This is a genomic window from Pseudomonas sp. PA1(2017), from assembly GCF_001945375.1.
Taxonomy (GTDB): Bacteria; Pseudomonadota; Gammaproteobacteria; order Pseudomonadales; family Pseudomonadaceae; genus Aquipseudomonas.
The window spans coordinates 25,635-49,295 of the sequence record NZ_MSXU01000017.1 but is presented as its reverse complement, the minus strand read 5'-3'; the positions used below and the strand labels follow the sequence as shown (position 1 = coordinate 49,295).

Here is a 23,661-nt window from a genome sequence, read left to right as displayed (position 1 = left end):
AGGAGTTTTCAGATCAGGCTGCGCCGGAAGTGGTGCGCATTATAGGCCCCCACGAGATCAGGTCAACCGTTTATTTCACTTTTTTGCGGAATCGACTGTAGCGCGATAATCGAACGCTTTGGCCTGCTTTATATGGATAGCTGGATTGACCTAATTAACCAGTTAGTACATTTTTAATGGCGCCACCTCAGGCTGGTTCCACAATAACAACAGGAAGCACCATGGCTCCCATCATTCTGATCCTCAACGGCCCGAACCTGAATATGCTCGGCACCCGTGAGCCGGCCACCTACGGCCACGAAACCCTGGCCGATATCTCCAGGCTTTGCGCGAACACCGCTGAAGCCCTTGGCCTGACCACCGAATTCCGCCAGACCAACCATGAAGCCGAGCTGATCGACTGGATTCACAAGGCCCGCGGCCGCTGCGCGGGCATCGTGATCAACCCGGCGGCCTGGACGCATACGTCCGTCGCCATCCGTGATGCGCTGGTTGCCAGCGAGCTACCGGTCATAGAAGTGCACCTCTCCAACGTGCACAAGCGGGAGACCTTCCGCCATCACTCCTTCGTTTCCCCTGTCGCGCTTGGCGTGATCTGTGGCTTGGGCAGCGGCGGCTATCGCGCGGCACTCCAGCACTTCAGCCACCTGATCAAGGAATAAGGCCGTCATGACTTCCAGCAAAAGCATTCTGGCCGGCCTCATCGGTGCAGGCATCCAGGCGTCTCGCACCCCCGCCATGCACGAGCATGAGGGCGATGCCCAGGGGATTCGCTACTTATATAGGCTGATCGACCTGGACCAACTGAAGCTCGACATCAGCGCCCTCCCCGACCTGCTCAGCGCCGCCGAGCGCATGAGCTTCACCGGGCTCAACATCACCTTTCCCTGCAAACAGGCGATCATTCCGCTGCTCGATGAGCTCTCCGACGAAGCCAGGGGCATTGGCGCGGTCAATACGGTCGTGTTCAAGGGTGGCAAACGCATCGGTCACAACACCGACTGCCTTGGTTTTTCCGAAGGGTTCAAACGCGGCTTGGGCGACGTCGCTCGCCGGCGCGTGGTGCAAATGGGCGCTGGAGGTGCCGGCGCCGCGGTCGCTCATGCCCTGTTGAGCGAGGGCGTCGAACAGTTGAGCATCTTCGACGTCGAGCCCGAACGCGCTCAGGCCCTGGCAAGCAACCTCAACGAGCACTTCGGCTCGCCACGTGCCCAGGCCGGCGGCGACCTGAGCTCAGCGATGGCCGCCGCCGACGGTCTGGTCAACACCACACCGATGGGCATGGCCAAACTGCCCGGCATGCCGGTACCCAAGACGCTGCTGCGCCAAGAGCTATGGGTTGCGGAGATCGTCTACTTCCCGTTGGAAACCGAACTGCTGCGCGAAGCACGTGCCATCGGTTGCCGAACCCTGGACGGCGGCAACATGGCAGTCTTCCAGGCCGTGAAGGCATTCGAGCTGTTCAGCGATGCCCAGGCCGATGCCCAGCGCATGCTCGATCACTTCCATAGCATGAACGGTTGATGCCACCGGGCCGACTCGGCGATGAGGCGGCCCAAGCTCGCTGGCTGATACGCTCAGCGCGTGATGTAGCGCAGTACCGCTTCGCAGATCATCGTCTTGTGGCGCTGCTTGACCTGATCGTCCGGCAGGTCGATCTGGAAGATCTCCCCGAAGGTATGCCGGTTCGAGACGCGGTAGAAGCAGAACGAACTGATCAGCATGTGTACGTCCAGGGTATCGAGCCCCTCGCGAAACAGCCCTTCCTTCTCGCCACGCTTGAGGGTTTCGCCCAGCGTCAGCAGCACCACGTTGCTCATCCGGCGGATTTCCGGTGACTGCTTGACGTACTCGCCGTAGTGAATGTTCTCGATGCTGACGATGCGCACGAAATCCGAGTTGCGATCATGGTGGTCGAAGGTGAACTCCACCAGGCGGCGAATGGCGTCGGGTGCTGGCAATTCGTCAAGGTGCAGACGGCGCTCGGTACTGCGGATATCACCGTACAACTTCGAGAGCACTTCGAGATAAAGCTGCTCCTTGCTGCCGAAGTAGTAATAGATCATGCGCTTGGACGTCGCCGTGCGCTCGGCGATGGCATCGACCCGGGCACCCGAGAGCCCCTGGCGGACGAATTCGGTGATGGCGGCCTGCAGGATGTTCTCCCGGGTTTTCTCCGGATTGTTCTTGCGTGGCTTGCGCGGCGCTGCGGCCTGCTCGTGGCTCGCAGGCTCGAGGGTAGCGGTCATGGAATCACTCATCATGGCGTTCTTGTTATCACTGCAAACGAAAAGCGGATGCGACCTCTGGCACGCATCCGCCTGAGTACAGCTTACAGCTTCGCCTGCCGCGTCACACCACTGCGTGCCTTGGCCATGGCAGCCAGACGCACCGCAACGTTGGCGGCACCATAGCCGACGTAGCCATTCTTGCGCTGAATGATCTCGAAGAAGAAGCGCTCCTCGAACGCCTCGGTGTATACGTGAAACAGCTCACCGCCCTGGGCATCGCGGTCGTAGAGCACGTTGTAATAGGCCAGTTCGCTGAGGAACTCGTCGTCGAAATCGAAGCGCGCGGCGAGATCGTCATAGTAGTTGAGCGGGATGTCCAAAAGCGGCACACCCGCCTCCTTGGCCCGCTCGACTTCCTTGAAGATGTCCTCGCAGGAAAACGCGATGTGATGCACGCCGGAACCCCGGTAGCTGGACAACGCATGGGCGATGGCGGTATTGCGGTTCTCCGAAATGTTCAGCGGCAGGCGCACCGAGCTGCAGCGGCTGCGCAGCGCTCGGCTCTTAACCAGGCCATAGGGATCGGGCAGCACCACTTCGTCGTCGGCCTCGAAGTCCAGCAGGCTCTTGTAGAACAGCACCCAGCTGTCGAGGCTGTCCGCCGGCAGCGCCAGCGCCATGTGGTCGATACGTTGCAGGCTGCCAGTCGGCAGTGCAGCGGGATCCAGCTTGAAGTCGCTGTCGTAGATGGTCTGCCCTGCTTCGGCCTGATCGACCAGGTAGATGAGGCTGCCATCGGGCGCGCGCATCGCCGGAATCTCGCGCTCGTTCGGCCCGACCAGGCCGCGATACGGGTGACCACGGTAATCGAGGGCGCGCTGCAACGCCGTCGTACCGTCCTTGACCTTCAGTGCGGTGGCGCACAGCGACGGGCCGTGGGCCTCGAAGAAACCGTGGGCGAACGAATAGGGTTCGGCATTGAGCACGATGTTGATGTCGCCCTGACGCAGCAGGCTGACGTCCTTGGAGCGGTGCTCGCCTGCCTTGGCGAAACCCAGACGCTGCAACCAACCCGACAGCTTGGCGCCGGCAGCCTCGTCGACGGCGAACTCGAGGAACTCGACACCGTGATAGCGACTGGCTGGCGGTGTGTCGAACAGCAGATCGAGGTTCGGCGCCTTGGCATCGGTCGCCAGCAGTTGCCGAGTCTTCTCTTCCAGATAAAGAAGTGAACGCAGCCCGTCGACCGCATTGGCGCGTGGCGGCGCGGCACGGAAGCCATCGTTGAAGATTTCCAGCGACAGCGGGCCGGTGTAGCCGGTGCGGATGATCGGCGCCAGAAAGCCTGGCAGGTCGAACTCGCCCTGCCCCGGGAAGCAACGGAAGTGGCGGCTCCACTCCAGCACGTCCATGGCCAGAATTGGCGCATCGGCCATCTGCACGAAAAAGATCTTGTCGCCAGGGATCTCGGCGATGGCTGCCGGATCGCCCTTGAGCGACAAGGTATGGAAGCTGTCGAGAATCACCCCGACCGCGGCATGATCGGCCTGGCGAACCAAGTTCCAGACCTGCTGGTAAGTATTGACGTGGCGGCCCCAGGCCAGTGCCTCGTAACCGATACGCAGGCCCCGCGCGCCGGCGCGCTCGCCCAGCAGACGCAGGTCGTCGACGAGAATCTCTTCATCGCCGAGCGAGTCGGTAGCTACGTTGCTGCATACCAGCACCAGATCGGTGCCAAGCTCCTGCATCAGGTCGAACTTGCGCTCCGCGCGGTCCAGGTTGCGTTGCAGCCGGTCGCGGCGGCAGCCTTCGAAATCACGGAACGGCTGAAACAGGGTGATGGCGATGCCCAGATCGGCGCACATCTTGCGCACGTCGCGCGGGCTGCCCGCGTAGTACAGCAGGTCGTTCTCGAAGATTTCCACGCCGTCGAAGCCGGCAGCGGCGATGGCTTCGAGTTTCTCGGGCAGGGTGCCGCTCAGCGAGACGGTGGCGATCGAGCGATGCATACTTCAGCTCCTTGTAGATAACGATCTCTACGGATCGTGTAATGACCTGGGCCCGGCACCAGAAGCGTAGCCGACAAGGCGTTCGAGCTTGGCATTCGCCAGGCCGTTCAATCCCCTTATGCCATTTCTTGAGGCCTGCAGCGATTATTCGTGCGCCCGCGCGAAGCGGCAATTCAAAGTGTACGAACTAGTTAGTATTTCGTGCGATTATCGAACACTAGGCCGTTTATCGAATTGACGCTATTTCACGGTTTGCAACACCATGTTTCCCACTGCAGTGACGGAAACCCTTCCGCCGCGACCAGCAAACAACCCGGCTCCATCCATAACAATTTCAATAAGAGTACGCCCATGCTCACTTCCCAGCCCCTGCATACCCGCATACCATTCGCACGCTTTTTGGCACCCACCCGGCCAACTGCGTCTGCGCACGTCCAACCCTGACTCGCGACACTCCGCTCGATAATCCTGAAAGCGGGTCGACCGGTGCCATCCACAAGGCCGGTCCCCACACGCTGTGGCCAAGCCGCACCCAGTTGCCGCTTCGCTCGGCGCTCTAATAACAACGGAGACCATGATGGCTAAGCCCTCAACTTCACAAGCCAAGAAAGCCACTGCCAGCGGCTGGGTCGGTTCAGCGCTGGAGTACTACGATTTCTTCATCTACGCCCAGGCCGCGGCGCTGATCTTCCCGCAGATATTCTTTCCCAACACCGATCCGAAGATGGCCATCGTCGCCTCGCTGGCAACCTACGGCGTCGGCTATCTGGCGCGCCCGGTAGGTGCATTCGTGCTCGGCCATTGGGGCGACACCCGTGGTCGCAAGAACGTGCTGCTGCTGTGCATGTTCCTGATGGGCATCTCCACCATGGCCGTCGGCCTGCTGCCGACCTACCACGATATCGGTCTGCTGGCTCCGGCCATGCTGGTCGTTCTGCGCCTGATCCAGGGCTTCGCGGTAGCCGGTGAGATCTCCGGCGCCAGCTCGATGATTCTCGAGCATGCGCCCTTCGGACGACGAGGCTTCTACGCCAGCTTCACGCTGCAAGGCGTACAGGCCGGCCAGGTGCTCGCCGCTGCGGTATTCCTGCCGCTCGCCTACTTCATGCCGAGCGAGGCGTTCAACGACTGGGGCTGGCGGATCCCGTTCCTGCTCAGTGCCTTCGTACTGCTGGCGGGTTTCATCATCCGTCGTGAGGTTCACGAAACGCCGGCCTTCGTCAACGAAGAGAACAAGCAGAAGATCGCCAAGTCGCCGATTTCCGAAGCATTCAGCACCAGCTGGCGGACCATGTTCCTGGTCATGGTGATGGCGCTGATGAACGTGATTCCGGTGGTGGCGACCATCTTCGGTGGCGCTTATGCCGTGCAACCGGCCTACGGGATCGGCTTCGACAAGAGCGTCTATCTGTGGATTCCGGTGGTGGGCAACATCGTCGCGGTTCTGGTGATTCCGTTCGTGGGCAACCTCTCCGACAAGATCGGTCGCCGCCCGACCCTGATCACCGGCGCGCTGGGCTCTGGCCTGCTGGCGTTCGGTTATCTGTATGCGATCAGCATCAGCAACGTGCCGCTGGCGTTCATCATGTCGCTGCTGATGTGGGGCGTGGTCTACCAAGGCTACAACGCGGTGTTCCCAAGCTTCTACCCGGAGCTGTTCCAGACCCGCTACCGCGTGTCCGCCATGGCCATCGCCCAGAACATCGGCACCATGCTTACCGCCATGCTGCCTGCGCTGTTTGCCCTGGTCGCACCGCCCGGCTCGGACAACATTCCATGGCTGATCGGCAGCCTGGCATTCGGCATCACCTGCCTGTGCGCCCTCGCCGCCTTCATCGCACCGGAAACCTACCGGATTCCGATGAGCGAACTGGGCAAACCCGGCGCCAAGCCGATGGACAAGGCCGAATACGACGCCGCTCGCCAGAACAGCGTGAACGAAGCCAGCCACTAACAAGGCAGGCGTAAAAAGAGAAGGCCCTTAGCCAGGCCGTGTGAAAACGTAGCGAGCGAAGGTCAGGCAAGGCAAAAATCGGCGAAAAAGCGCAGTTTACGAGTTGTAAATGAGCATTTTGAGCCGGTTTTTAACGCCGCCTGACCGAGCGCAGTAGTTTTCACACGGCCTGCAACGGGCCTTCTTGTATTTCCGGAGGCTAAAATTTCAGCGCTTTCTGCGTTGCTGATAAGCGGCCGCCAGCCCGCTGAGACAAATGATGGCGATACCCACCTTGGCGCTCGCCTCGGGGTCGTGGCCGAAGATGATCAGCCCCAGCAGGCCGGCGAAGACGATCTGGCAGTAGCCGAACGGCGCCAGCAGTGCCGGCGCGGCGTGGCGGAAGGCCTTGGTCAGCAGCAGGTGAGCGAACATGCCGCACGCGCCGAGGGCCAGCATCAGCGGCAAATGTTGCCACTGCGGCAGTTGCCAGAAGAACGGCACCAGGCAGCTCATCAGCAAGGTATTGAGCAGGCCGGTAAAGAAGTTACTGGTGGTCGGCGTGTCGTACTGGCTGAGCAGGCGCGTGAGTATCTGGTAGGCCGCGAAGCAGCTGGCCGAACAGAGCGGCAGCAGTACGGCCGGGGTGAACAGATCGCCGCCCGGATGCACGATGATCAGTACGCCTACGAAGCCCACCAGTACCGCCGCCCATTGCCCCCGGCTGACACGCTCCTTGAGCAGCGGCACCGACAGCGCGGTAACCAGCAACGGCGCCAGGAAGTTGACCGCCGTGGCCTCGGCCAGCGGGATGTACAAAAGACCGGTGGTGAAGAACAGGCTGCAGCCCAGCAGGCAGATCGCCCGCAGCGCCTGCAACCCCGGCCGTTTGCTGCGCAGCACGCGCAACCCCGACTGCGGCAGGAAGATGCCGGCCATCAGCAGCGTGTGCACCACATAGCGCGCCCACACCACCATGATCACCGGGTAGATGCCGGACAAGTACTTCGACAGCGCGTCATGGCTGGCGAACAGAAAGGTCGCCAGCACCACCAGGGCGATGCCCTTCAAGGGATGATTGACGCCTGACAGCGAACTCGGGGTGCTCATGGGAATTCTCGTGATCCAGACGTCATTATCGGTAGCAAACTAACTATATGTGCGGTCTGCCGCCATTGCGGATTTCAGTATGGGCTATGCCGACAGGTCGAGACGTTTCAACAGCGCCCGAGTCTTGTCGATGGCCATCTGCGCCCGCTGCGTCGGATCCTCCACCTGCCGGGTGGGGATTTCCAGACTCAACGGAACATTGGCCGGTAGACAGCGCAACAGCCCCGGCAAGTCACAATCACCGTCACCGGGAAAACGCCGCTCGTTACGCGCCTGGCGCAGAATCTCCGCCATGTCGTCCGGCCGCGGCCCGGCCACGTCGCACAGTTGGGCATAACCCAGCCATGATGGTTCCACCTGCTGCAATTCGTCGAGGCGTGACCCCGAGCGATTGAAATGAAAGGCGTCGACCAGCACGCCGCCGTTGTCACGGCCGGCCTGCCGCACGATACGCACTGCCTGTGAGAGATCGGCCACGTTGGTCCAGGGCATGAATTCCAGATGGGGCCGCAAGCCGTACGCCAGGGCGCGGTCGCACAATTCGCCGAAATTGTCGGTCAGCCGCGCTTCATCCGGGTCGTTGCCGGCGACCAGCACCTCACGCGCACCGAACTCGGCGCCGACCTCCAGCACCGCCTCGAAATCGCTGCAGCGTGTATGGGGTTTGAGCCGCAGGATCTCGACGTCGAGTACGCCGATGCCGGTGTCGCGCAGCCGCCTGAGCGTCTGCCGGCGCAAATCCGCGTCGGCCACCAGCGCGAAGTGATGTTCCTCGTCGGTGGCGGGAATCAGGCGCAGGCCGACATGACTGTAGCCCGTTCGGGCCGCCACCTCGACCATCTGCGGGGGCTCGAGTTCGAGGACGGTCAGGCTGGCCAGGGACATCAGGCGCTCGTGGGTATGCATCGATCTCTCTCCGGGCCGTGGCCCATGAATGGACGTTGGCTCAGACGGATTCAGGTACGGTGGCGCAGCCCTGCTCGGCGGCGCGGCAGATGGCGTCATACAGCGCCAGGGTGCGGCCGGCATCGGCTGCACTGACCAGCGGCAGCGCTTCGCCCCGCGCGACTTCGATGAAGTGCTTGAGCTGCAACAACAGCGCCGGAGCAGACTCGTACGGATGCTCCACACTCTGCAAGGGCTCGTGCCAGCCAGCGCCTGTGGAGGCGTACGACCAGTAACGCAGTTGCGGGATGCTCAGCGAACCTGCGGTGCCGGCCAGCAGATAACACGGCTGATCGGGTTGCCGGGGATACACCGGGTTTTCCCCGGCGCTGAGCTCCCAGCTCCAGGGAGCCGCCGCCGCGTCGGAGCCGGTCAGGCTACCCAGTGCGCCATTGGCGAAGCGCAGGATGATCGCCGCGCCGTCCTCGTTGGTGAAGCCGCGCACGGCGTGGCTGGTGAGCGCCTGAACCTGGTCCACCTCGCCACACAGGTAGCGCAGCAGATCCAGATCATGGATCAGGTTGGTCAGCAGCATCCCCGCTCCGGGCTCGCGCCGCCATGGAACGTCGTAGTAACTGTCCGGCTTCTGCAGTTGCCAGAGCGCCGTCACCGTGGTGAGTTGCCCCAGGACGCCCTGCAGCATCAATTCCCGCGCCTTGCCGATCAACGGATTGTGGCGGCGGTGGTGACCCACGAGCACCGGCACCCCGCTGCGCTGCACGGCAGCCACCAGTTCGCGCACTTCCTGCAGGCTGACGCCGACCGGCTTTTCGAGCAGCGCCGGCAGGCCGGCCTCGACACAGCGCAACGCAGTGGGCACATGGGCCGCATTGGGGTTGGCGATGATCACTGCCTGGGCCAGGCGGCTGTCCAGCAGGGCCTGCAGTTCATCGAAGCACGGCACACCGTGCTCGGCGGCGAGCAGTCGGGCCTGCTCGCTAGGGTCGACGACCGCGCAGAGAGTAGCGTGCGGCAGCTCGCGCAGATAACTGAGGTGTTGCCGGCCCATGATACCGGCGCCGATCAGGGCGATTCGCAAAGGGTTCAAGGTATGAGTCCTTTTCTGATTGTTATAGGCGCAGCGCGCTCGACAACAATCTAGAACTCAGTTCCACATTTAATCAACACCGGATGGAGCACCCGGCCGTTAATCGAACGTTATCGGCCACTCAAACGAACAGGTCCGATGCCTGGCTCGCTGACGACAGCTCGGCAGCCGCTTCCAGCAGCAGGGGTGCAAGCTGTTCCATGCGCTCGCCGGGCATGCGCGCGCTCGGGCCGGCAATGCTCAGCACGCCAATCACGCCACCGCGCTGCGGGTGGCTGACCACCGCAGCCAGCGCGCAGGTGCCCAGGGAGGAAGTTTCCACCACGGTCGCGTAGCCGCGCTCGCGGGCACGCTGCAGGTAACCGAGCAGCGCTTCATCGTCATGGGGTGCGTTGGGGCCGAACTCGCTGTCGTCGGGAATATGCTGGCGCGCCACCAGTGCCAATGCGTCGGCGTCCGCCAGGTTGGCCAGCCAGGCATGGCCGGAGGCGGTGTAGCGCAGCGGCGCGTCACGGCCCATGTCGGGGTCATAGCGCAGGCCGGAGCGCGCGCCCTGGGATTTGGCGATCCAGGTCTGCCGCTCGCCTTCGATCACCCCCAGGCGCACCAGCTCCCCACTTTGCCGGGCCAGGCGATCGAGGATCGGCTGCACGATGTCGGCGCCGCTGGCCGACAGGTAGCGAAAACCCAAGGCGACCAGCTTGGTCGAGAGCCGATAGCGGCTGGTATCGGCGTCCTGCCGCACGTAACCCAGACGCACCAACTCGGCGAGCATGCGGTGGGTGGCACTCTTGGGAATCTGCAACTGCTCGGCCAAGGTCTGCATCGGCACGTCACCGGCGCCCGCCAGACTTTCCAGCAGGTTGAGCGCCCGTTCTATCTGGCTTCCGGCCATGGTCATGCCCTCGATTGATTTGCCGCGATTCTAAAGACCCAGCGGTGCCGGCGGAACCGCCACATTCTGAAATCATCGCAGCTGCCGCCGGGATAGCCGCGGGTTGGCTGCGCCGGAACATGAGGCCATAATCCAGACCGGCTGATTGTACTAACTGGTTCGTTCTTGTTCGGTTATCGAACAGGAACCGATTTGGTGAATTGAATTAGCCCGCATCACCGCACAGTATTCCCAGCACTTGCGTGAGACATGCCGGATTTGCCAGCACCACTCACGAAAAAATGCCTCACCTATAAATATAAGAAGGTCACGCCATGCCACAGCTCGACACTGTGTTCACCCGCGCCCGGCAGATCAGCCTGAGCGCCATTCGCTCCCTGGCCAATACGCACAGCGACGCCGCGTCGTCCTTAGCGCCTACGGCCCTCGACATGCTCACTTTCCAGACGCCCGCGCACCCTACCCACGCGCCGATTCGCCAAGCCGGCATACGCACCTGAGCGGTTTTCCCACGCGGGCAGCACAGGCTGCATCTGGAGTGAGTCATGAGTACATCGAAAAAAGTACCGGTGGGTGAGCGCACCTTCTGCATCTTGCTGGTGGTCTTCAGCCTGTTCGTTCTGTATCAGGCCTATCTGATTTCCGGGTTCTCCTCGATCAGCTCGCCCGGTGCCTTCCCCCTGGGTGCCGGTGCCGTGCTGCTGATCGCCGCCGTACGAGTGCTCTGGGAATTGCGCGGCAAGCCGAACCACGGCGAAAGCTGGGCGGCCTCGGCCAAGCGCTTCAGCCACGAGCACTTCCCACGTCACATCGTGGTCTTCACCCTGCTCTCGGTGGCCTACCTGGCCGTCATCCAGTGGGCGAGCTTCTACGTCAGCACCTTCGCCTTCCTGATGCTCTCCATCGTCTACCTGCGGCGCGGCAAGGTGCTTTCGGCCCTGGTCGCCAGCGGCATCTCGGTGCTGGCCATCTACCTGCTGTTCACCCTGGCGTTCAGCGTCTACCTGCCCTGAGACGAGACTTCCATGAGCGATACCTTTTCCTACCTGCTGATGGCCTGGATGGACCCCAACCTGCTGATGCTGACGGCGCTCGGCACCTTCGCCGGCATCTACATCGGCGCCATTCCGGGTTTGTCGGTGACCATGGCGGTGTCCATCCTCGTCTCGTTCACCTTCTCATGGGACGTCAACGACGCCCTGGCGTTGATCGTCGGCATCTTCATCGGCGGCGTGTACGGTGGCGCGCGCAGCGCCATCCTGCTGAACATTCCCGGCGGCCCCTCTTCGGTGGCTACCTCGTTCGACGGTTACCCGCTGGCCAAGCGTGGCGAGGCCGGTCGCGCCATCGGCCTGAGCACCGTGATGTCGGTGATCGGCGGGCTGGTGGGCACCCTGGTACTGGCAATGGCAGCACCGATACTTGGTGATCTGGCGCTGAAGTTCGCACCTCGCGACTATTTCCTGATCGCCGCCATCGGCCTGATGCTGGTCGGCAGCCTCGCAGAAGGCAGCCTGGCCAAGGGCATCTTCGCCGTCGCCCTGGGCGCGATCATCGGCATGGTCGGCATGGACCCGGTCACCGCCGAAGGGCGCTTCACCATGGGCCAGATGGAGCTGATGGGCGGCATCCACTACGTGGTGGTGATGATCGGCCTGTTCGGCGTCGCCGAAGCGCTCTTTCAGCTGCATAACCTCAGCACCCAGGCGGTCAAGCAGAAGGTCGACAAGATCATTCCGTCGGTGGCGATGGTGCTCAAGTTCCTGCCGCTGTCGCTGCGCACTTCGATCATCGGCGTGCTGGTCGGCGTGCTGCCTGGCGTCGGTGGCGAGATCGCTGCCCTGCTCGCCTACGACCATGCCAAGCGCACGGTCAAGAACCCGACCAGCCCGTTCGGTGAAGGCGCCTACGAAGGCCTGGTAGCACCGGAAACCGCCAACAGCGCCGCCGTCGGTAGCGCTTACGTACCAATGCTGACGCTCGGCATGCCAGGCGATGCGGTCACCGCGGTGATCATCGGCGCGCTGGTGATCCACGGCCTCAACCCCGGCCCGATGCTGATGGTCGAGAACCCGCACATCTTCTGGTTCACCGTCGGCAACCTGGCGCTGGCCAACATCTTCCTGCTGATCTTCGGGCTGATGGGCATCAAGCTGTTCGCCAAGGTCGTCGAGCTGCCCAAAGCCGTGCTGATTCCGCTGATTCTGGTGCTCTGCACCGTCGGCTCCTACTCGCTGAACAGCAGCATGACCGAGGTGTACTGGATGCTTGGTTTCGGCCTGCTCGGCTATTTCCTCAAAGCGTTCGGCTTCCAGATGGGGCCGATCATCCTTGGCGTGATCCTCGGCCCGCTGATGGACAGCTCCTACCGCCAGGCCATGGCCTCGGTTGGCGACAACCCGGTCGAGCTGCTCGGCGAAATGGTCAGCAGCCCATTGTCGCTGATTCTCAGCAGCGCTCTGGTGCTGGTGCTACTGAGCAACACGCCGCTGTTCGGCTGGCTCAAACGCAAGCGCAAGGCCGCTTCGGTTCAACCTTGATACACCGCGTCACGCATGCCCGGAAACGGATATATAAAAACAACCAATGGAGAGTCTCCAACATGCTCAAGCAACTACTTACCGGCGTCGCATTTTCCCTTAGTGCACTGACGCTCGCCCTGCCGGCCCATGCCGATTACCCGGAACGCAGCATCCAGGCGGTGATCCCCTGGGGCGCTGGCGGTGCCACCGACAACGTGATGCGCAGTCTGGCGCCCTATGTCGAGAAGGAGCTGGGCACCAAGCTGATCCTCAACAACCGCCCCGGCGGCACCGCCGTGATCGGCAGCAGCTACGTGATGCAGCAGCGGCCCAACGGCTACACCCTGCTGCTCGGCGCCGAGAACCCGCAGTTGTATCCGGTTCTCGGCCTGGCCAAGTTCGACTACAGCGACTTCTACCCAGTCAACATCATTGGCCAGAACGTGGTGGTGATCGCCACCAACGCCGACAGCCCCTTCAACTCCATGGCCGATCTGCTGGCTGCGGCCAAGGAAAAGCCGGACACCTTGCGCATGGGCTCCACTGGCGCCGGCGGCCTGCCGAGCACCGTACACGCTATGGTCAATGCCGTCGGCGAGCTGAAGGTGCGTGAAGTGACCTTTGGCGGCGACGGCCCCGGCATCACCGCACTGATGGGCAAGCACATCGACTTCATGCCGCTGAGCCTGGCAGCTGCCCAGGAACTGGTGCGCTCCGGCAAGCTCAAGGCGCTGGCCGTGCTGGCCGCCGAGGAAGTACCGGAGCTGCCGGGCGTCGAACCGATCACCAAGGCCCTGCCGGACATCGGCGAATACCTGCCATGGGGCCCGTTCTGGGGCGCGTTCGTGCACAAGGACACTCCCGACGACATCAAGCAGAAGCTGGTCGAGGCCTACTCCAAGGCCGTGGCCAATGAAGAGTTCCAGGGTTTCCTGAAGAACTACGGCGCCCAGAGCCTGAACCTCAATGGCGCCGAAGCCGAGCAATTCCTCAAGCGCTGGCAGTCGGTCACCGCCTGGTCGATGTACAAGGCCAAGGCCATCGAGATCTCGCCGGACAGCGTCGGTATCGAGCAACCCTGATAACCGGGCTGGGCAGGCAAACTGCCCGGCCTGTGCTGTAGCGGAGCGCCCAGTCGGGCCAACTCCATCAATCGATGACAGAAAAACGCTTCCGCCCAGGCGGCAGGACTCGTGCGTCCTGAGAAAAGGAAAATCGTCATGAAACCGATCGAAACCGCAGTTCGCAGCCGCTGCTTGCTCGCCCCCTCGCTGCTGGCGCTCGGCGTTGCTCTCACCCTGCCGATGGGCGCCCACGCCGAGGGCTTCATCGACGACGCCAAGGTGTCGCTGAACCTGCGCAACTTCTACATCAACCGCAACTTCACCAACCCCGAGGGCCCGAGCGCGACGGCGCCGCAGAGCAAGGCCGAGGAATGGACCCAGAGCTTCATTCTCGATGCCCGCTCCGGTTACACGCCCGGCGTGGTCGGCTTCGGTGTCGATGCGCTGGGCATGCTTTCGCTCAAGCTCGACGGCGGTCGCGGCACCTACGGCACCGGCCTGCTACCACGTCATGACGACGGCCGCCCGGCTGACGACTATGGTCGCCTGGCACTGGCTGCCAAGGCCAGGATCTCCAAGACCGAACTGAAGGTTGGCGAGTGGATGCCGGTGCTGCCGATCCTGCGTGCCGACGATGGCCGCTCGCTCCCGCAAACGTTCGAAGGTGCCCAGGTCACCTCCAACGAAATCGCCGGCCTGACGCTTTACGGGGGCCAGTTCCGTCAGAACAGCGAACGCAACAACGCCAGCATGGAAAACATGTTTCTGAGCGGCAACAGCGCAGCCAATGGCTCCAACCGTTTCAACTTCGTCGGCGGTGAGTACAAGTTCAACGGCGACCGCACCATGATCGGCCTGTGGGGCGCCGAGCTGAAGGACGTCTACGAGCAGCAGTACCTGCAACTGATCCACAGCCAGCCTATCGGCGACTGGACCCTGGGCGCCAACCTCGGCTACTTCCAGGGTGAGGACGACGGCTCCGCGCGCGCCGGTAAACTGGACAACAAGACCTACTCCGGTCTGTTCTCCGCCAAGTACGGCAGCAACACCTTCTACGTCGGCTTGCAGAAGGTTACCGGCGACACCGGCTGGATGCGCGTCAACGGCACCAGCGGCGGCACCCTGGCCAACGACAGCTACAACTCCAGCTTCGACAACGCCAAGGAGAAATCCTGGCAGGTACGCCATGATTTCAACTTCGCCGGCGTCGGTATCCCGGGGCTGACCCTGATGAACCGCTATATCAGCGGCAGCAACGTGCATACCGCTGCTACAGACGATGGCAAGGAATGGGGCCGTGAGACCGAGCTGGCCTACGTGATCCAGGACGGCGCCTTCAAGAACCTGAGCGTGCGCTGGCGTAACGCGAGCATCCGTCGCGACTACAGCAACAACGAGTTCGACGAGAACCGCCTGATCTTCAACTACCCGCTGTCGATCCTGTAAGCCAGCGCCGCTCTCCAGTGTCACCCTTTGCCCGTCCCTGAGACGGGCTTTTTCATGGCCAGCGTGAAGAGGCCAGGTACGACAGACAGCAGAAAACGCCGCTGCGGTAGGTACCGAGCGCCGAGCTGTATATTCAAAAAGGACGACCCGAGCGGGCCTGGAGATGGAGGCGATCCTGCCAGCCACACCCCGGCACACAATGTTCCCGCTGTGGCTGCTTCCTTCCGGATCTGACCAGGTTCACGGGTAATCGTTGCGGGGGGACCGGCAGGACCACCATAACGCGGCTCACCATGCAGTGAGCCGGCGCCATTGTACCGGCTTGCGCCGAACTTACAACTGCTTCAAGCACTTAGCGTGCATATGGGTGGCTAGACGCGAAAGCGTCCGACCAGTCGCGCCAGGTCGCTGGACAGCTCGGACAGGCGCTGGCTGGCCTGCGTGCTCTGCTGCGACGTATGCGCCGCCTCGTTGGACAGCTCGCGGATATCGGTGATGTTGCGGGCGATCTCCTCGGTGACGCTGCTCTGTTGCTCGCACGCGGTGGCGATCTGCGCGGTCATGTCGTTGATGCGTTGCAACGATTCGCTGGTGTCGTTCAGCGCCTGATCCACGCCTGCCGCCTGCTCGACGCTTTCCCGCGCCTTGAGGCTGCCGGTCTGGGTCGCCTTGACGGCGTTCTGCACCCCGCCCTGCAGGCGCATGATCATGTCCTGGATGTCCGTGGTCGACTGCTGGGTGCGCCCCGCCAGGGCGCGCACCTCATCGGCCACCACGGCGAAGCCTCTGCCCTGCTCCCCGGCCCGCGCGGCCTCGATGGCGGCGTTGAGCGCCAGCAGATTGGTCTGTTCGGCAATACCGCGGATCACCGCCAGCACCTCGCCGATCCTGCCGGCTTCCTGCTCGAGCGCCTGAATACTCTGCGAGGCGCTTTCCACCTCACCGGCCAGATGCCGAATGGTCTGGATGGTCGCTCCGACCACCCGCGCACCTTCGCGCGATTGGGTTTCGGCATGGCGCACGGTATCGGCGGCTCCCTGGGCGCTGCGAGCGACCTCATGCACCGCCGCGCTCATCTCGGTCGCGGCAGTGCTGACCTGATCGACCGCCGCATGCTCGCTGTTGATCAGCCGATCGTTGGTCGCCGCCATCACCGCCAGGCCTTGCGCCGCATTGGCCACCTCGCCGGTAACCCGCCCCACGTCGCTGATCATCGGGTGCAGCTTGTCGAGGAAACGGTTGAAGGTGGCACTGAGCCGGCCGAGTTCGTCACGCGAGGACACCTCCAGGCGTACTCGCAGGTCACCATCGCCATCGGCCAGTTGTTCGATGCGCTCGAGCAAACGGTGCAGCGGGCGCGTCACCAGCCTAGGGAAGGCAATGATCAGCAGCAGGCATACCAGCAACCCACTCACCATTGCCACGCCAAGTTGCCAGCTCAGACGCTCGCCCTGGGCAATCGCGGCGGTGCCGACATCCTTGGCGCCCTGGTCTTCCAGCTCGCCGAGTTTGTTGATGACCTCGCGCATGGCATCGAACTGCGCCTCGCTGTCACCAAAACTCAGGCGGGCGGCGGCGACGGGGTCGGTACCGATCAGTTGCATGACCTGCGCGGCACTGCGCTCCCAGGTCGCAAAGGCACGTTCGAAGTCGGCCACCAGGCACGCTGCCTCGTCGCCCGGCTGCATCTGCGCATAAGCCCGCACGCGGTCGGCTGCCTGCTTGACGTTCTCGGCCTGGGACTGACGCAGGTCGGCAACGTGTTCCCGAGCACCATCGCTGAGCAGGCTGCGCTCGGCGACCAGCGCCTGATAGAGGTCGCGGTCGGCGTTGAGCAGCAGGCTCACACCCGGCAGAAACTGATGGGTCATACGGTTGCTGGCACCGACCACCTGACCGATGCCCCACATGGCCAGTGCGCCCATCAGCACCAGCAGCAGCGCCAGGAAAACGATCGGCAGGGCGATCTTCGAACGAAACCCGAGATCAGCGAATACGCGCAGCATGGCTACCCCCAGCAGAACCGCCGTGGTTCTGGCTCTGTTTCCAGGAGAATAGCTCCATTTGGCGCGACGCAAAGGCAAAGAGCCAGTATCTTTACGCGAACTTGACGCCACCGCGCGCCGCCAATAAAAGGTCGCAAGCGCCCGGATTTGAGCACTGCGGCGGAATTAACCGGCTACAGGTAGGTCACAATGAAGCCTGACCGATCGGGCAGAACCGCCCGGATCGATCATCTCTGAGTAGCGGCGTCATTCGGCGCCAGATTTTTCATCCCCAAGGAGCAATCACATGGCCATTACCAAAGACCAATTGATCGGTGACATCGCAGAAGCCATCGACACGCCGAAGACCACCGTCCGTGCGGCACTCGATCAGCTGAGCGAGATCGTCAGCGACGCGTTGGAAAATGGTGGTGAAATCACCCTGCCGGGCATCGGCAAACTGAAGGTCAGCGAGCGCCCAGCGCGCACCGGTCGCAACCCGCAGACTGGCAAGGCCATCGAAATCGCTGCCAAGAAGGTCGTGAAGTTCGTGCCGGCCAAGGCCCTGACCGACGCGGTCAACTGATCCAACAGCGGGGCGCTTCAAGGTGCCCCGCTGCTCCCCCGCAACACCTCCCCCGCTTAAGACTGAACCCCCACCCTCCTGCCGCCTCAAACGACGACATTCGTAAGATGCAGGCTCGCCATGCTCGCCGACCGCGAACTCACCTTCCGCGCGCTGTTTTCCGGTGTGCTGCTCGGCGCCCTGCTGACGCCGTCGAACATCTATTCGGGCCTGAAGATCGGCTGGTCATTCAACATGTCGATCATCGCGCTGCTGGTCAGCTACGGCATTTGGCAAAGCCTGGTGCGCTGGCGTCTGGGCACCGCCTGGAGCATGCGCGAGAGCAACATCAACCAGACGACTGCCTCGGCTGCCGCGTCGATCATTTCCGGTGGCCTGGTAGCGCCCATACCGGCCTACACCCTGCTGACCGGGCAACAGCTGCCCACGCTGCCATTGATAGCCTGGGTGTTCTCGGTGAGCTTTCTGGGTATCTGGGTGGCCTGGTACCTGCGCCGCAGCATGGTCGAGGACACCCGCCTGCGCTTTCCCGAGGCGGTCGCCACCCTGGAAACCATGCAGCAGGTCTACAACCATGGGCGTGACGCCCTGCAGCGTCTCTGCGTGCTCGGCACGGCGGCGCTGCTCGGCGGGTTGGTGAAATGGGCCGATACCTTCCTCTACAGCCTGCCGCGCTGGTCGCCCAGCGCGCAGTTGGAACGGCTGACCTTCAACCTCGACCCGTCGCCGCTGTTGATCGGCTTCGGCGGCATCATCGGCATCCGCGTCGGCCTGTCGCTGCTGCTCGGTGCCTTGATCGCCTGGGGCGGCTTGGCGCCGTGGTTGCTGAGCAGTGGCTTGGTCGCGCTTGCCGACGGTGCCGGCGGCCCGCAGTTCGCCCCGCTGGTGGAGTGGCTGCTGTGGCCCGGCGTGACCCTGCTGGTCTGCGCCACCCTGACCTCACTGGCGGTACGCTTCGTGGCGAGCCGGCGCGTCGCCCGTGCTACTGGCAAAACGCCCCGGCAGAGCCCTGCTAAATTGCCGCTGCTGATGCTGGTTCTGGCTTCCTTGCTGGTGCTGACGCTGCAGGTGCTGCTGTTCGACATCGACCCGCTGATGGCGCTGCTCAGCGTGCCGCTGGCGGTGGCCCTCGCCTGCATGGCCGCGCGGGTGGTCGGGGCGACCGGTATTCCGCCGATTGGCGCCACCGGGCAGCTGTCGCAGCTGACGTTCGGGGTGATCGCGCCAGGGCAGGTCAGCGTCAACCTGATGGCCGCCAACACCGCCGGCGGCGCCGCCGGCCAGTGCACCGACCTGCTCAACGACTTCCGGGTAGGCCACGCCATCGGCGCCAAGCCCTACAACCAGTTGATCGCCCAATGCCTGGGCATTCTCGTCGGCAGCATCGTCGGCGTGCTGGTCTATCAAATCCTGATTCCCGACCCACAGGGGATGCTGATCACCCAACAATGGCCGGCGCCCGCCGTCGCCACCTGGAAAGCGGTCGCCGAAGTGCTGGGTTATGGCCTCGACTCTCTCGACGTGAGCATTCGCTGGGCCATGCTGGCGGGCGCCTTGTGCGGCATGGTGTTCGGCGTGCTGGAAGCAAGCCTGCCCGTGCAGTCGACCTTTGCCCGACTGCTGCCGAGCTCGGCGGCCTTTGGCCTGGCGTTCATCATCCCGGCGTCGATCTCACTGATGATGGCGATCGGCGCCCTGCTCGCCTGGGTATTTCAGTCACGCTGGCGCAGCCTCGGCGAGCGCTTCACCATCGCCGCAGCGGCTGGGCTGGTGGCCGGCGAAAGCATCGTCGGGGTCGGCACGTCGTTCTGGATGATGCTGGCGGGCGGTTAAAACGGCATCAATCAGCCATACATGACGGTTCAGACCAACTCGGCCTGCCATCCGTGTAGTAGCGTCGACCTCGGCGCGAAACTATGGCGGCCTTGCTGTGGAATCGGCGTCGTACATCCAATTCGCCGCGGGTCGCGGCTCCCACAATAATCGCAAGCAACCCACTGTCTGTGTAGGAGCGCCGACCCGGCGCGAACGATTGTGGCCTTGTTGCAAGGCCTGCGGCGTACACCCGACTCGCCGCGGGTCGCGGCTCCCACAATAATCGCAGGCAACCCACTGTCTGTGTAGGAGCGTCGACCCGGCGCGAACGATTATGGCCTTGTTGCAAGGCCTGCGGCGTACACCCGACTCGCCGCGGGTCGCGGCTCCCACAATAATCGCAGGCAACCCACTGTCTGTGTAGGAGCGCCGACCCGGCGCGAACGATTATGGCTTTGTTGCAAGGCCTGCGGCGTACACCCGACTCGCCGCGGGTCGCGGCTCCCACAATAATCGCAGGCAACCCACTGTCTGTGTAGGAGCGCCGACCCGGCGCGAACGATTGTGGCCTTGTTGCAAGGCCTGCGGCGTACAACCGACTCGCCGCGGGTCGAGGTTCCTACAATAAATCGCGAGCAACCCACCGACTGCGTAAGAGCGTCGACCTCGGCGCGAGGTCGCGGTTTCTGGAGGCGTTAAACCGTCATTCGGCAGCGATCCCGTAATCGCCCAGCTTGGCGATAAACGTCTGCTCATCAAGCACCGGAATGTTCAGTTCGGTGGCCTTGGCCAGTTTCGAGCCGGCGCCGGGGCCGGCGACCACGCAGGTGGTTTTCGCCGATACCGAGCCGGCCACCTTGGCGCCCAGGCTTTCCAGCTTGTCCTTGGCGATATCGCGGCTCATCACTTCCAGGCTGCCGGTCAGCACCCAGGTCTGGCCGGCCAGCGGCAGCCCTTCGACGACCTTTTTATCGCTCTCCCAGTGCATACCGAAATCACGCAGTTGGGCCTCGATGGCTCGCGCGCGATTGGCGTTCTCGGCGTTGGCGAAGAACTCGCGCACCGACTGTTTGGCTTTTTCGTTGAGGCCCTTCATGGCGCTGAGGTCGAGCCAGTCGGCGGTGATCACCGCCTCCAGCGTCTTGAAGCGCTCGGCCAGGTTCTTCGCACCAGTGGCCGCCACGAAAGGAATGTTCAGCTTGTCGAGCAACCCGCCGAGCGTGGTGCTGGCGGCGAATTCGGCCGCCAGCTCGCCCTGGTCCTGCAGTTCCAGGCCGCGTTCGAGCAGATGCCTGATCACCGTCTGGTTGTGCGCATCCTCGAAGAAGCTGTGGATCTCGTGGGCCACTTCCAGGCCGATGTCCGGCAGGTAAGTCAGCACCTCAGGCAGCGCCTGGGTGACGCGCTCCAGCGAGCCCAGGGAGCGCGCCAGCACCTTGGCGGTCTCTTCACCGACATCGGGAATGCCCAGGGCGTAAATGAAGCGCGCCAGGCTCGGGCGCTTGCTGTCGGCGATGGCGTCGAGCAGCTTGCGGCTGGACACCTCGGCAAAGCCTTCAAGGCCGACGATCTGTTCGAACTCCAGGGTGTAGAGGTCGGCTGGCGAGCCGACCAGGCCCTCGTCCACCAACTGCTCGACGCTCTTCTCGCCGAGGCCCTCGATGTCCATGGCGCGTCGCGACACGAAATGGATGATCGCCTGTTTGAGCTGGGCGGCGCAGGCCAGGCGGCCGACGCAACGATACACGGCGCCTTCGCTGACCGTTTCGCGGCCCTTGCTGCGTTTGATCAGCTGGGTACGCTCCACCGCCGAGCCGCACACCGGGCACTGTTCCGGCACCGCCACCGGGCGCGCGCTCTCGGGACGACGTTCGATGACCACTTGCATCACCTGGGGAATCACGTCACCGGCGCGGCGGATGATCACCGTGTCGCCGATCATCACCCCGAGGCGTGCCACCTCGTCCATGTTGTGCAACGTGGCGTTGGATACCGTCACACCCGCCACTTTCACCGGCTTGAGCCGTGCCACCGGCGTCACGGCGCCGGTACGGCCGACCTGAAATTCCACGTCGAGCAGCTCGGTGAGCTCTTCCATGGCGGGAAACTTGTGGGCGATGGCCCAGTGCGGCGTACGGGCGCGGAAGCCGAGCTGCTGCTGGTCTTCGATGTTGTTGACCTTGAACACCACGCCGTCGATGTCATAGGGCAGGCCCATGCGTCGCTCGCCGATGTCGCGGTAGTAGACCAGGCAGTCTTCCACGCCCTTGGCCAGCTTCAACTCGGGGCTGATGGGAATGCCCCAGGTCTTCAGGCGCTGCAGCATGCCGACCTGGGTCGGCGCCGGCTCGGCGCTGTGCTGGCCGAGGCCGTAGCAGCAGAATTCCAGCGGGCGGCTGGCGGTGATCTTCGAATCCAGCTGGCGCAGGCTGCCGGCCGCGGCGTTGCGCGGGTTGGCAAAGGTCTTGCCGCCGATCTCCGCCTGGGCAGCGTTGAGGCGTTCGAAACCGGCGCGGGACATGAACACCTCACCGCGCACTTCCAGCACATCCGGCCAGCCACTGCCCTGCAGCTTGAGCGGCACGTTGCGAATGGTGCGCACGTTGACGCTGATGTCTTCGCCAGTGGTTCCGTCACCCCGGGTGGCGCCGCGTACCAGCTTGCCGTCACGGTACAGCAGGCTCACCGCCAGGCCGTCGAGCTTGGGCTCGCAGCTGTATTCGACCTCGGCACCGCCACCGAACAGATCGCCGCCCTGCACGCCGAGGCCGTTCTGCACGCTGCGGTCGAAAGCCCGCAGGTCGTCTTCTTCGAAGGCGTTGCCAAGGCTGAGCATGGGCACTTCGTGGCGCACTTCGCCAAAGGCGCTGAGCGCTTCACCGCCAACGCGCTGGGTCGGCGAATCGGGCGTCACCAGTTCCGGGTGCTCGGCTTCGAGGGCCTGCAGTTCGCGGAACAGGCGATCGTACTCGGCGTCGGGCACGCTCGGCTCGTCGAGCACGTAGTAGCGGTAGTTGTGCGCGTCCAGTTCGTTACGCAGTTCGAGGATACGTTGGGCGGAATCTTTCATGCAGGTCATTCTCGGCGGGCCACGGCCAGGGCACAGAAACGAAAAACCTCAAGCCAAGCGCTGGGCTTGTAGCTTGAGGCTCGTCGGTGCCGCTTTCTTTCAGCGTTTTTGCGTCAACAGGCGGCGTTCGTATTCGACGATGCGCTGACGGTAATGTTCGATGGTTTGTGCGGTCAGCACGCTGCGCTGATCGTCCTTGAGCTCACCATTGAGTTCATGGGCCAGCTTGCGCGCCGCCGCGACCATCACGTCGAAGGCCTGCTTGGGATGGCGCGGGCCTGGCAGGCCGAGGAAGAAGCTCACCGCACGGGTGCTGAAGCCCTCGATGTCGTCCAGGTCGAAGGTGCCGGGTTTCAGCGCATTGGCCATGGAGAACAGCACTTCGCCGTTGCCGGCCATGCTCTCGTGGCGATGGAAGATGTCCATCTCGCCGAAACGCAGGCCGCTTTCCAGAATGTTTTGCAGCAGCGCCGGGCCCTTGAAGCCTTGCTCATCACGGGCGATGACGTTGATCACCAGTACTTCCTCGACCGGCGGCAGATCCTTGTCGGCCTGCTTGCCGGAGACGCTGCTGCGCGCCTCGTCTTCGTCGTCCACCGGATTGAGCAGCGTCGGCACCGGCTCGTCGGCGGTCAGGTCCAGGTCACCCTGGCGCGGTTCGCTGCGACGGCGGCTGTTGACGTCGCGGGCGCTCATCGATGGCAGGTCGTCTTCATCCAGCGAAGGCTCATGATTGCGCTCGATCACCCTGGGCGGGCTGAGCACATCGGGATCACCTTCGTCATCGGGCAGATTGGACAGGTTGCGGTCGAGCCGGAACTTGAGTTTGCCCTTGCCACCGCGCATCCGCCGCCAGCCATCGAAGAGGATGCCGGCGATGACGATGATACCGATGATGATCAGCCACTCGCGTAGACCGAATTCCATGAAATGTCCTGACCCCTAAAGCAAAAATTGATGAAAAAAGGCGTCCTGGCCCGTAATGATGACCTTGAAACGTGG

At 63.3% G+C, this 23,661-nt stretch carries 19 protein-coding genes, 1 other RNA gene and 1 pseudogene; 10 read left to right on the top strand and 11 right to left on the bottom strand.

The window, feature by feature from the left end; genetic code table 11:
- Positions 1-221: 221 nt before the first annotated feature.
- Both aroQ and BVH01_RS24050 read left to right on the top strand, forming a co-directional pair.
- Positions 222-662 (top strand): type II 3-dehydroquinate dehydratase, encoded by a 441-nt coding sequence (gene aroQ, locus BVH01_RS24055; protein ID WP_075932751.1) that lies wholly within the window; start codon positions 222-224, stop codon positions 660-662.
- Positions 663-669: 7 nt separating this feature from the next.
- Complete coding sequence (locus BVH01_RS24050) at positions 670-1,524, top strand: shikimate dehydrogenase (protein ID WP_075932750.1); 855 nt, start codon at positions 670-672, stop codon at positions 1,522-1,524.
- Between the two features lie 53 nt (positions 1,525-1,577).
- Here BVH01_RS24050 and BVH01_RS24045 read toward each other — a convergent pair whose 3' ends face one another.
- Both BVH01_RS24045 and quiC read right to left on the bottom strand, forming a co-directional pair.
- A complete protein-coding gene (locus tag BVH01_RS24045) occupies positions 1,578-2,261 on the bottom strand; it encodes a TetR/AcrR family transcriptional regulator (RefSeq protein WP_177344628.1) in 684 nt (227 codons plus the stop codon).
- Between the two features lie 71 nt (positions 2,262-2,332).
- Positions 2,333-4,240, bottom strand: coding sequence for a 3-dehydroshikimate dehydratase QuiC (quiC, locus tag BVH01_RS24040; protein ID WP_075932749.1), 1,908 nt, complete (start codon positions 4,238-4,240; stop codon positions 2,333-2,335).
- A gap of 577 nt (positions 4,241-4,817) precedes the next feature.
- Between quiC and BVH01_RS24035 the strand changes: the two genes are divergently transcribed.
- Positions 4,818-6,194: an MFS transporter gene (locus BVH01_RS24035; protein WP_075932748.1), complete on the top strand. Its 1,377-nt coding sequence runs from the start codon at positions 4,818-4,820 to the stop codon at positions 6,192-6,194.
- Between the two features lie 207 nt (positions 6,195-6,401).
- Here the strand turns inward: BVH01_RS24035 and BVH01_RS24030 are convergent, their stop codons facing one another.
- From BVH01_RS24030 to BVH01_RS24015, 4 genes are all read right to left on the bottom strand, one after another.
- Complete coding sequence (locus BVH01_RS24030) at positions 6,402-7,283, bottom strand: DMT family transporter (protein ID WP_075932747.1); 882 nt, start codon at positions 7,281-7,283, stop codon at positions 6,402-6,404.
- Positions 7,284-7,367: 84 nt separating this feature from the next.
- Positions 7,368-8,189: a sugar phosphate isomerase/epimerase gene (locus tag BVH01_RS24025; protein WP_075932746.1), complete on the bottom strand. Its 822-nt coding sequence runs from the start codon at positions 8,187-8,189 to the stop codon at positions 7,368-7,370.
- 40 nt (positions 8,190-8,229) lie between these two features.
- Complete coding sequence (locus BVH01_RS24020; protein ID WP_075932745.1) at positions 8,230-9,276, bottom strand: Gfo/Idh/MocA family protein; 1,047 nt, start codon at positions 9,274-9,276, stop codon at positions 8,230-8,232.
- A 121-nt stretch (positions 9,277-9,397) separates the two neighbouring features.
- The gene (locus tag BVH01_RS24015; protein ID WP_075932753.1) at positions 9,398-10,171 is read right to left on the bottom strand and encodes an IclR family transcriptional regulator; all 774 of its coding nucleotides are present in this window, start codon (positions 10,169-10,171) and stop codon (positions 9,398-9,400) included.
- A 314-nt stretch (positions 10,172-10,485) separates the two neighbouring features.
- Here BVH01_RS24015 and BVH01_RS24010 point away from each other — a divergent pair, with 314 nt between their 5' ends.
- From BVH01_RS24010 to BVH01_RS23990, 5 genes are all read left to right on the top strand, one after another.
- The gene (locus tag BVH01_RS24010; RefSeq protein ID WP_075932744.1) at positions 10,486-10,671 is read left to right on the top strand and encodes a hypothetical protein; all 186 of its coding nucleotides are present in this window, start codon (positions 10,486-10,488) and stop codon (positions 10,669-10,671) included.
- A gap of 45 nt (positions 10,672-10,716) precedes the next feature.
- Positions 10,717-11,184 (top strand): tripartite tricarboxylate transporter TctB family protein, encoded by a 468-nt coding sequence (locus BVH01_RS24005; RefSeq protein WP_075932743.1) that lies wholly within the window; start codon positions 10,717-10,719, stop codon positions 11,182-11,184.
- A 12-nt stretch (positions 11,185-11,196) separates the two neighbouring features.
- On the top strand, positions 11,197-12,711 hold the full coding sequence (locus tag BVH01_RS24000) for a tripartite tricarboxylate transporter permease (protein WP_075932742.1): 1,515 nt from the start codon (positions 11,197-11,199) through the stop codon (positions 12,709-12,711).
- Between the two features lie 62 nt (positions 12,712-12,773).
- A complete protein-coding gene (locus BVH01_RS23995) occupies positions 12,774-13,775 on the top strand; it encodes a tripartite tricarboxylate transporter substrate binding protein (protein WP_075932741.1) in 1,002 nt (333 codons plus the stop codon).
- Between the two features lie 222 nt (positions 13,776-13,997).
- The gene (locus BVH01_RS23990; RefSeq protein WP_371915625.1) at positions 13,998-15,203 is read left to right on the top strand and encodes an OprD family porin; all 1,206 of its coding nucleotides are present in this window, start codon (positions 13,998-14,000) and stop codon (positions 15,201-15,203) included.
- Positions 15,204-15,376: 173 nt separating this feature from the next.
- Here the strand turns inward: BVH01_RS23990 and ffs are convergent.
- The 3 genes and pseudogenes from ffs to BVH01_RS25375 all read right to left on the bottom strand — a co-directional run.
- Positions 15,377-15,473: signal recognition particle sRNA small type (ffs, locus tag BVH01_RS23985), an RNA gene on the bottom strand.
- 101 nt (positions 15,474-15,574) lie between these two features.
- Entirely contained in the window at positions 15,575-16,354 is a 780-nt protein-coding gene (locus tag BVH01_RS25380) for a methyl-accepting chemotaxis protein (RefSeq protein WP_371915624.1), read from the bottom strand.
- 78 nt (positions 16,355-16,432) lie between these two features.
- Positions 16,433-17,209, bottom strand: a pseudogene (locus tag BVH01_RS25375) (MCP four helix bundle domain-containing protein); the annotation flags it as partial.
- A gap of 286 nt (positions 17,210-17,495) precedes the next feature.
- Between BVH01_RS25375 and BVH01_RS23975 the strand changes: the two are divergent.
- Positions 17,496-17,774, top strand: a complete 279-nt coding sequence (locus BVH01_RS23975; RefSeq protein ID WP_013791713.1) for an HU family DNA-binding protein — start codon at positions 17,496-17,498, stop codon at positions 17,772-17,774.
- Between the two features lie 120 nt (positions 17,775-17,894).
- Positions 17,895-19,607, top strand: a complete 1,713-nt coding sequence (locus tag BVH01_RS23970; RefSeq protein WP_075932738.1) for an OPT family oligopeptide transporter — start codon at positions 17,895-17,897, stop codon at positions 19,605-19,607.
- 685 nt (positions 19,608-20,292) lie between these two features.
- Here BVH01_RS23970 and ligA read toward each other — a convergent pair.
- Both ligA and zipA read right to left on the bottom strand, forming a co-directional pair.
- On the bottom strand, positions 20,293-22,659 hold the full coding sequence (gene ligA, locus BVH01_RS23965; RefSeq protein WP_075932737.1) for an NAD-dependent DNA ligase LigA: 2,367 nt from the start codon (positions 22,657-22,659) through the stop codon (positions 20,293-20,295).
- A gap of 99 nt (positions 22,660-22,758) precedes the next feature.
- A complete protein-coding gene (zipA, locus tag BVH01_RS23960) occupies positions 22,759-23,586 on the bottom strand; it encodes a cell division protein ZipA (RefSeq protein WP_075932736.1) in 828 nt (275 codons plus the stop codon).
- Positions 23,587-23,661: the final 75 nt, after the last annotated feature.

Coding starts and splice junctions, on each gene's coding strand:
- aroQ (WP_075932751.1), top strand. CDS start 222: ATGGCTCCCATCATTCTGATCCTCAACGGCCCGAACCTGAATATGCTC.
- BVH01_RS24050 (WP_075932750.1), top strand. CDS start 670: ATGACTTCCAGCAAAAGCATTCTGGCCGGCCTCATCGGTGCAGGCATC.
- BVH01_RS24045 (WP_177344628.1), bottom strand. CDS start 2,261: ATGAGTGATTCCATGACCGCTACCCTCGAGCCTGCGAGCCACGAGCAG.
- quiC (WP_075932749.1), bottom strand. CDS start 4,240: ATGCATCGCTCGATCGCCACCGTCTCGCTGAGCGGCACCCTGCCCGAG.
- BVH01_RS24035 (WP_075932748.1), top strand. CDS start 4,818: ATGGCTAAGCCCTCAACTTCACAAGCCAAGAAAGCCACTGCCAGCGGC.
- BVH01_RS24030 (WP_075932747.1), bottom strand. CDS start 7,283: ATGAGCACCCCGAGTTCGCTGTCAGGCGTCAATCATCCCTTGAAGGGC.
- BVH01_RS24025 (WP_075932746.1), bottom strand. CDS start 8,189: ATGCATACCCACGAGCGCCTGATGTCCCTGGCCAGCCTGACCGTCCTC.
- BVH01_RS24015 (WP_075932753.1), bottom strand. CDS start 10,171: ATGGCCGGAAGCCAGATAGAACGGGCGCTCAACCTGCTGGAAAGTCTG.
- BVH01_RS24010 (WP_075932744.1), top strand. CDS start 10,486: ATGCCACAGCTCGACACTGTGTTCACCCGCGCCCGGCAGATCAGCCTG.
- BVH01_RS24005 (WP_075932743.1), top strand. CDS start 10,717: ATGAGTACATCGAAAAAAGTACCGGTGGGTGAGCGCACCTTCTGCATC.
- BVH01_RS24000 (WP_075932742.1), top strand. CDS start 11,197: ATGAGCGATACCTTTTCCTACCTGCTGATGGCCTGGATGGACCCCAAC.
- BVH01_RS23995 (WP_075932741.1), top strand. CDS start 12,774: ATGCTCAAGCAACTACTTACCGGCGTCGCATTTTCCCTTAGTGCACTG.
- BVH01_RS23990 (WP_371915625.1), top strand. CDS start 13,998: ATGGGCGCCCACGCCGAGGGCTTCATCGACGACGCCAAGGTGTCGCTG.
- BVH01_RS25380 (WP_371915624.1), bottom strand. CDS start 16,354: ATGGCGGCGACCAACGATCGGCTGATCAACAGCGAGCATGCGGCGGTC.
- BVH01_RS23975 (WP_013791713.1), top strand. CDS start 17,496: ATGGCCATTACCAAAGACCAATTGATCGGTGACATCGCAGAAGCCATC.
- BVH01_RS23970 (WP_075932738.1), top strand. CDS start 17,895: ATGCTCGCCGACCGCGAACTCACCTTCCGCGCGCTGTTTTCCGGTGTG.
- ligA (WP_075932737.1), bottom strand. CDS start 22,659: ATGAAAGATTCCGCCCAACGTATCCTCGAACTGCGTAACGAACTGGAC.
- zipA (WP_075932736.1), bottom strand. CDS start 23,586: ATGGAATTCGGTCTACGCGAGTGGCTGATCATCATCGGTATCATCGTC.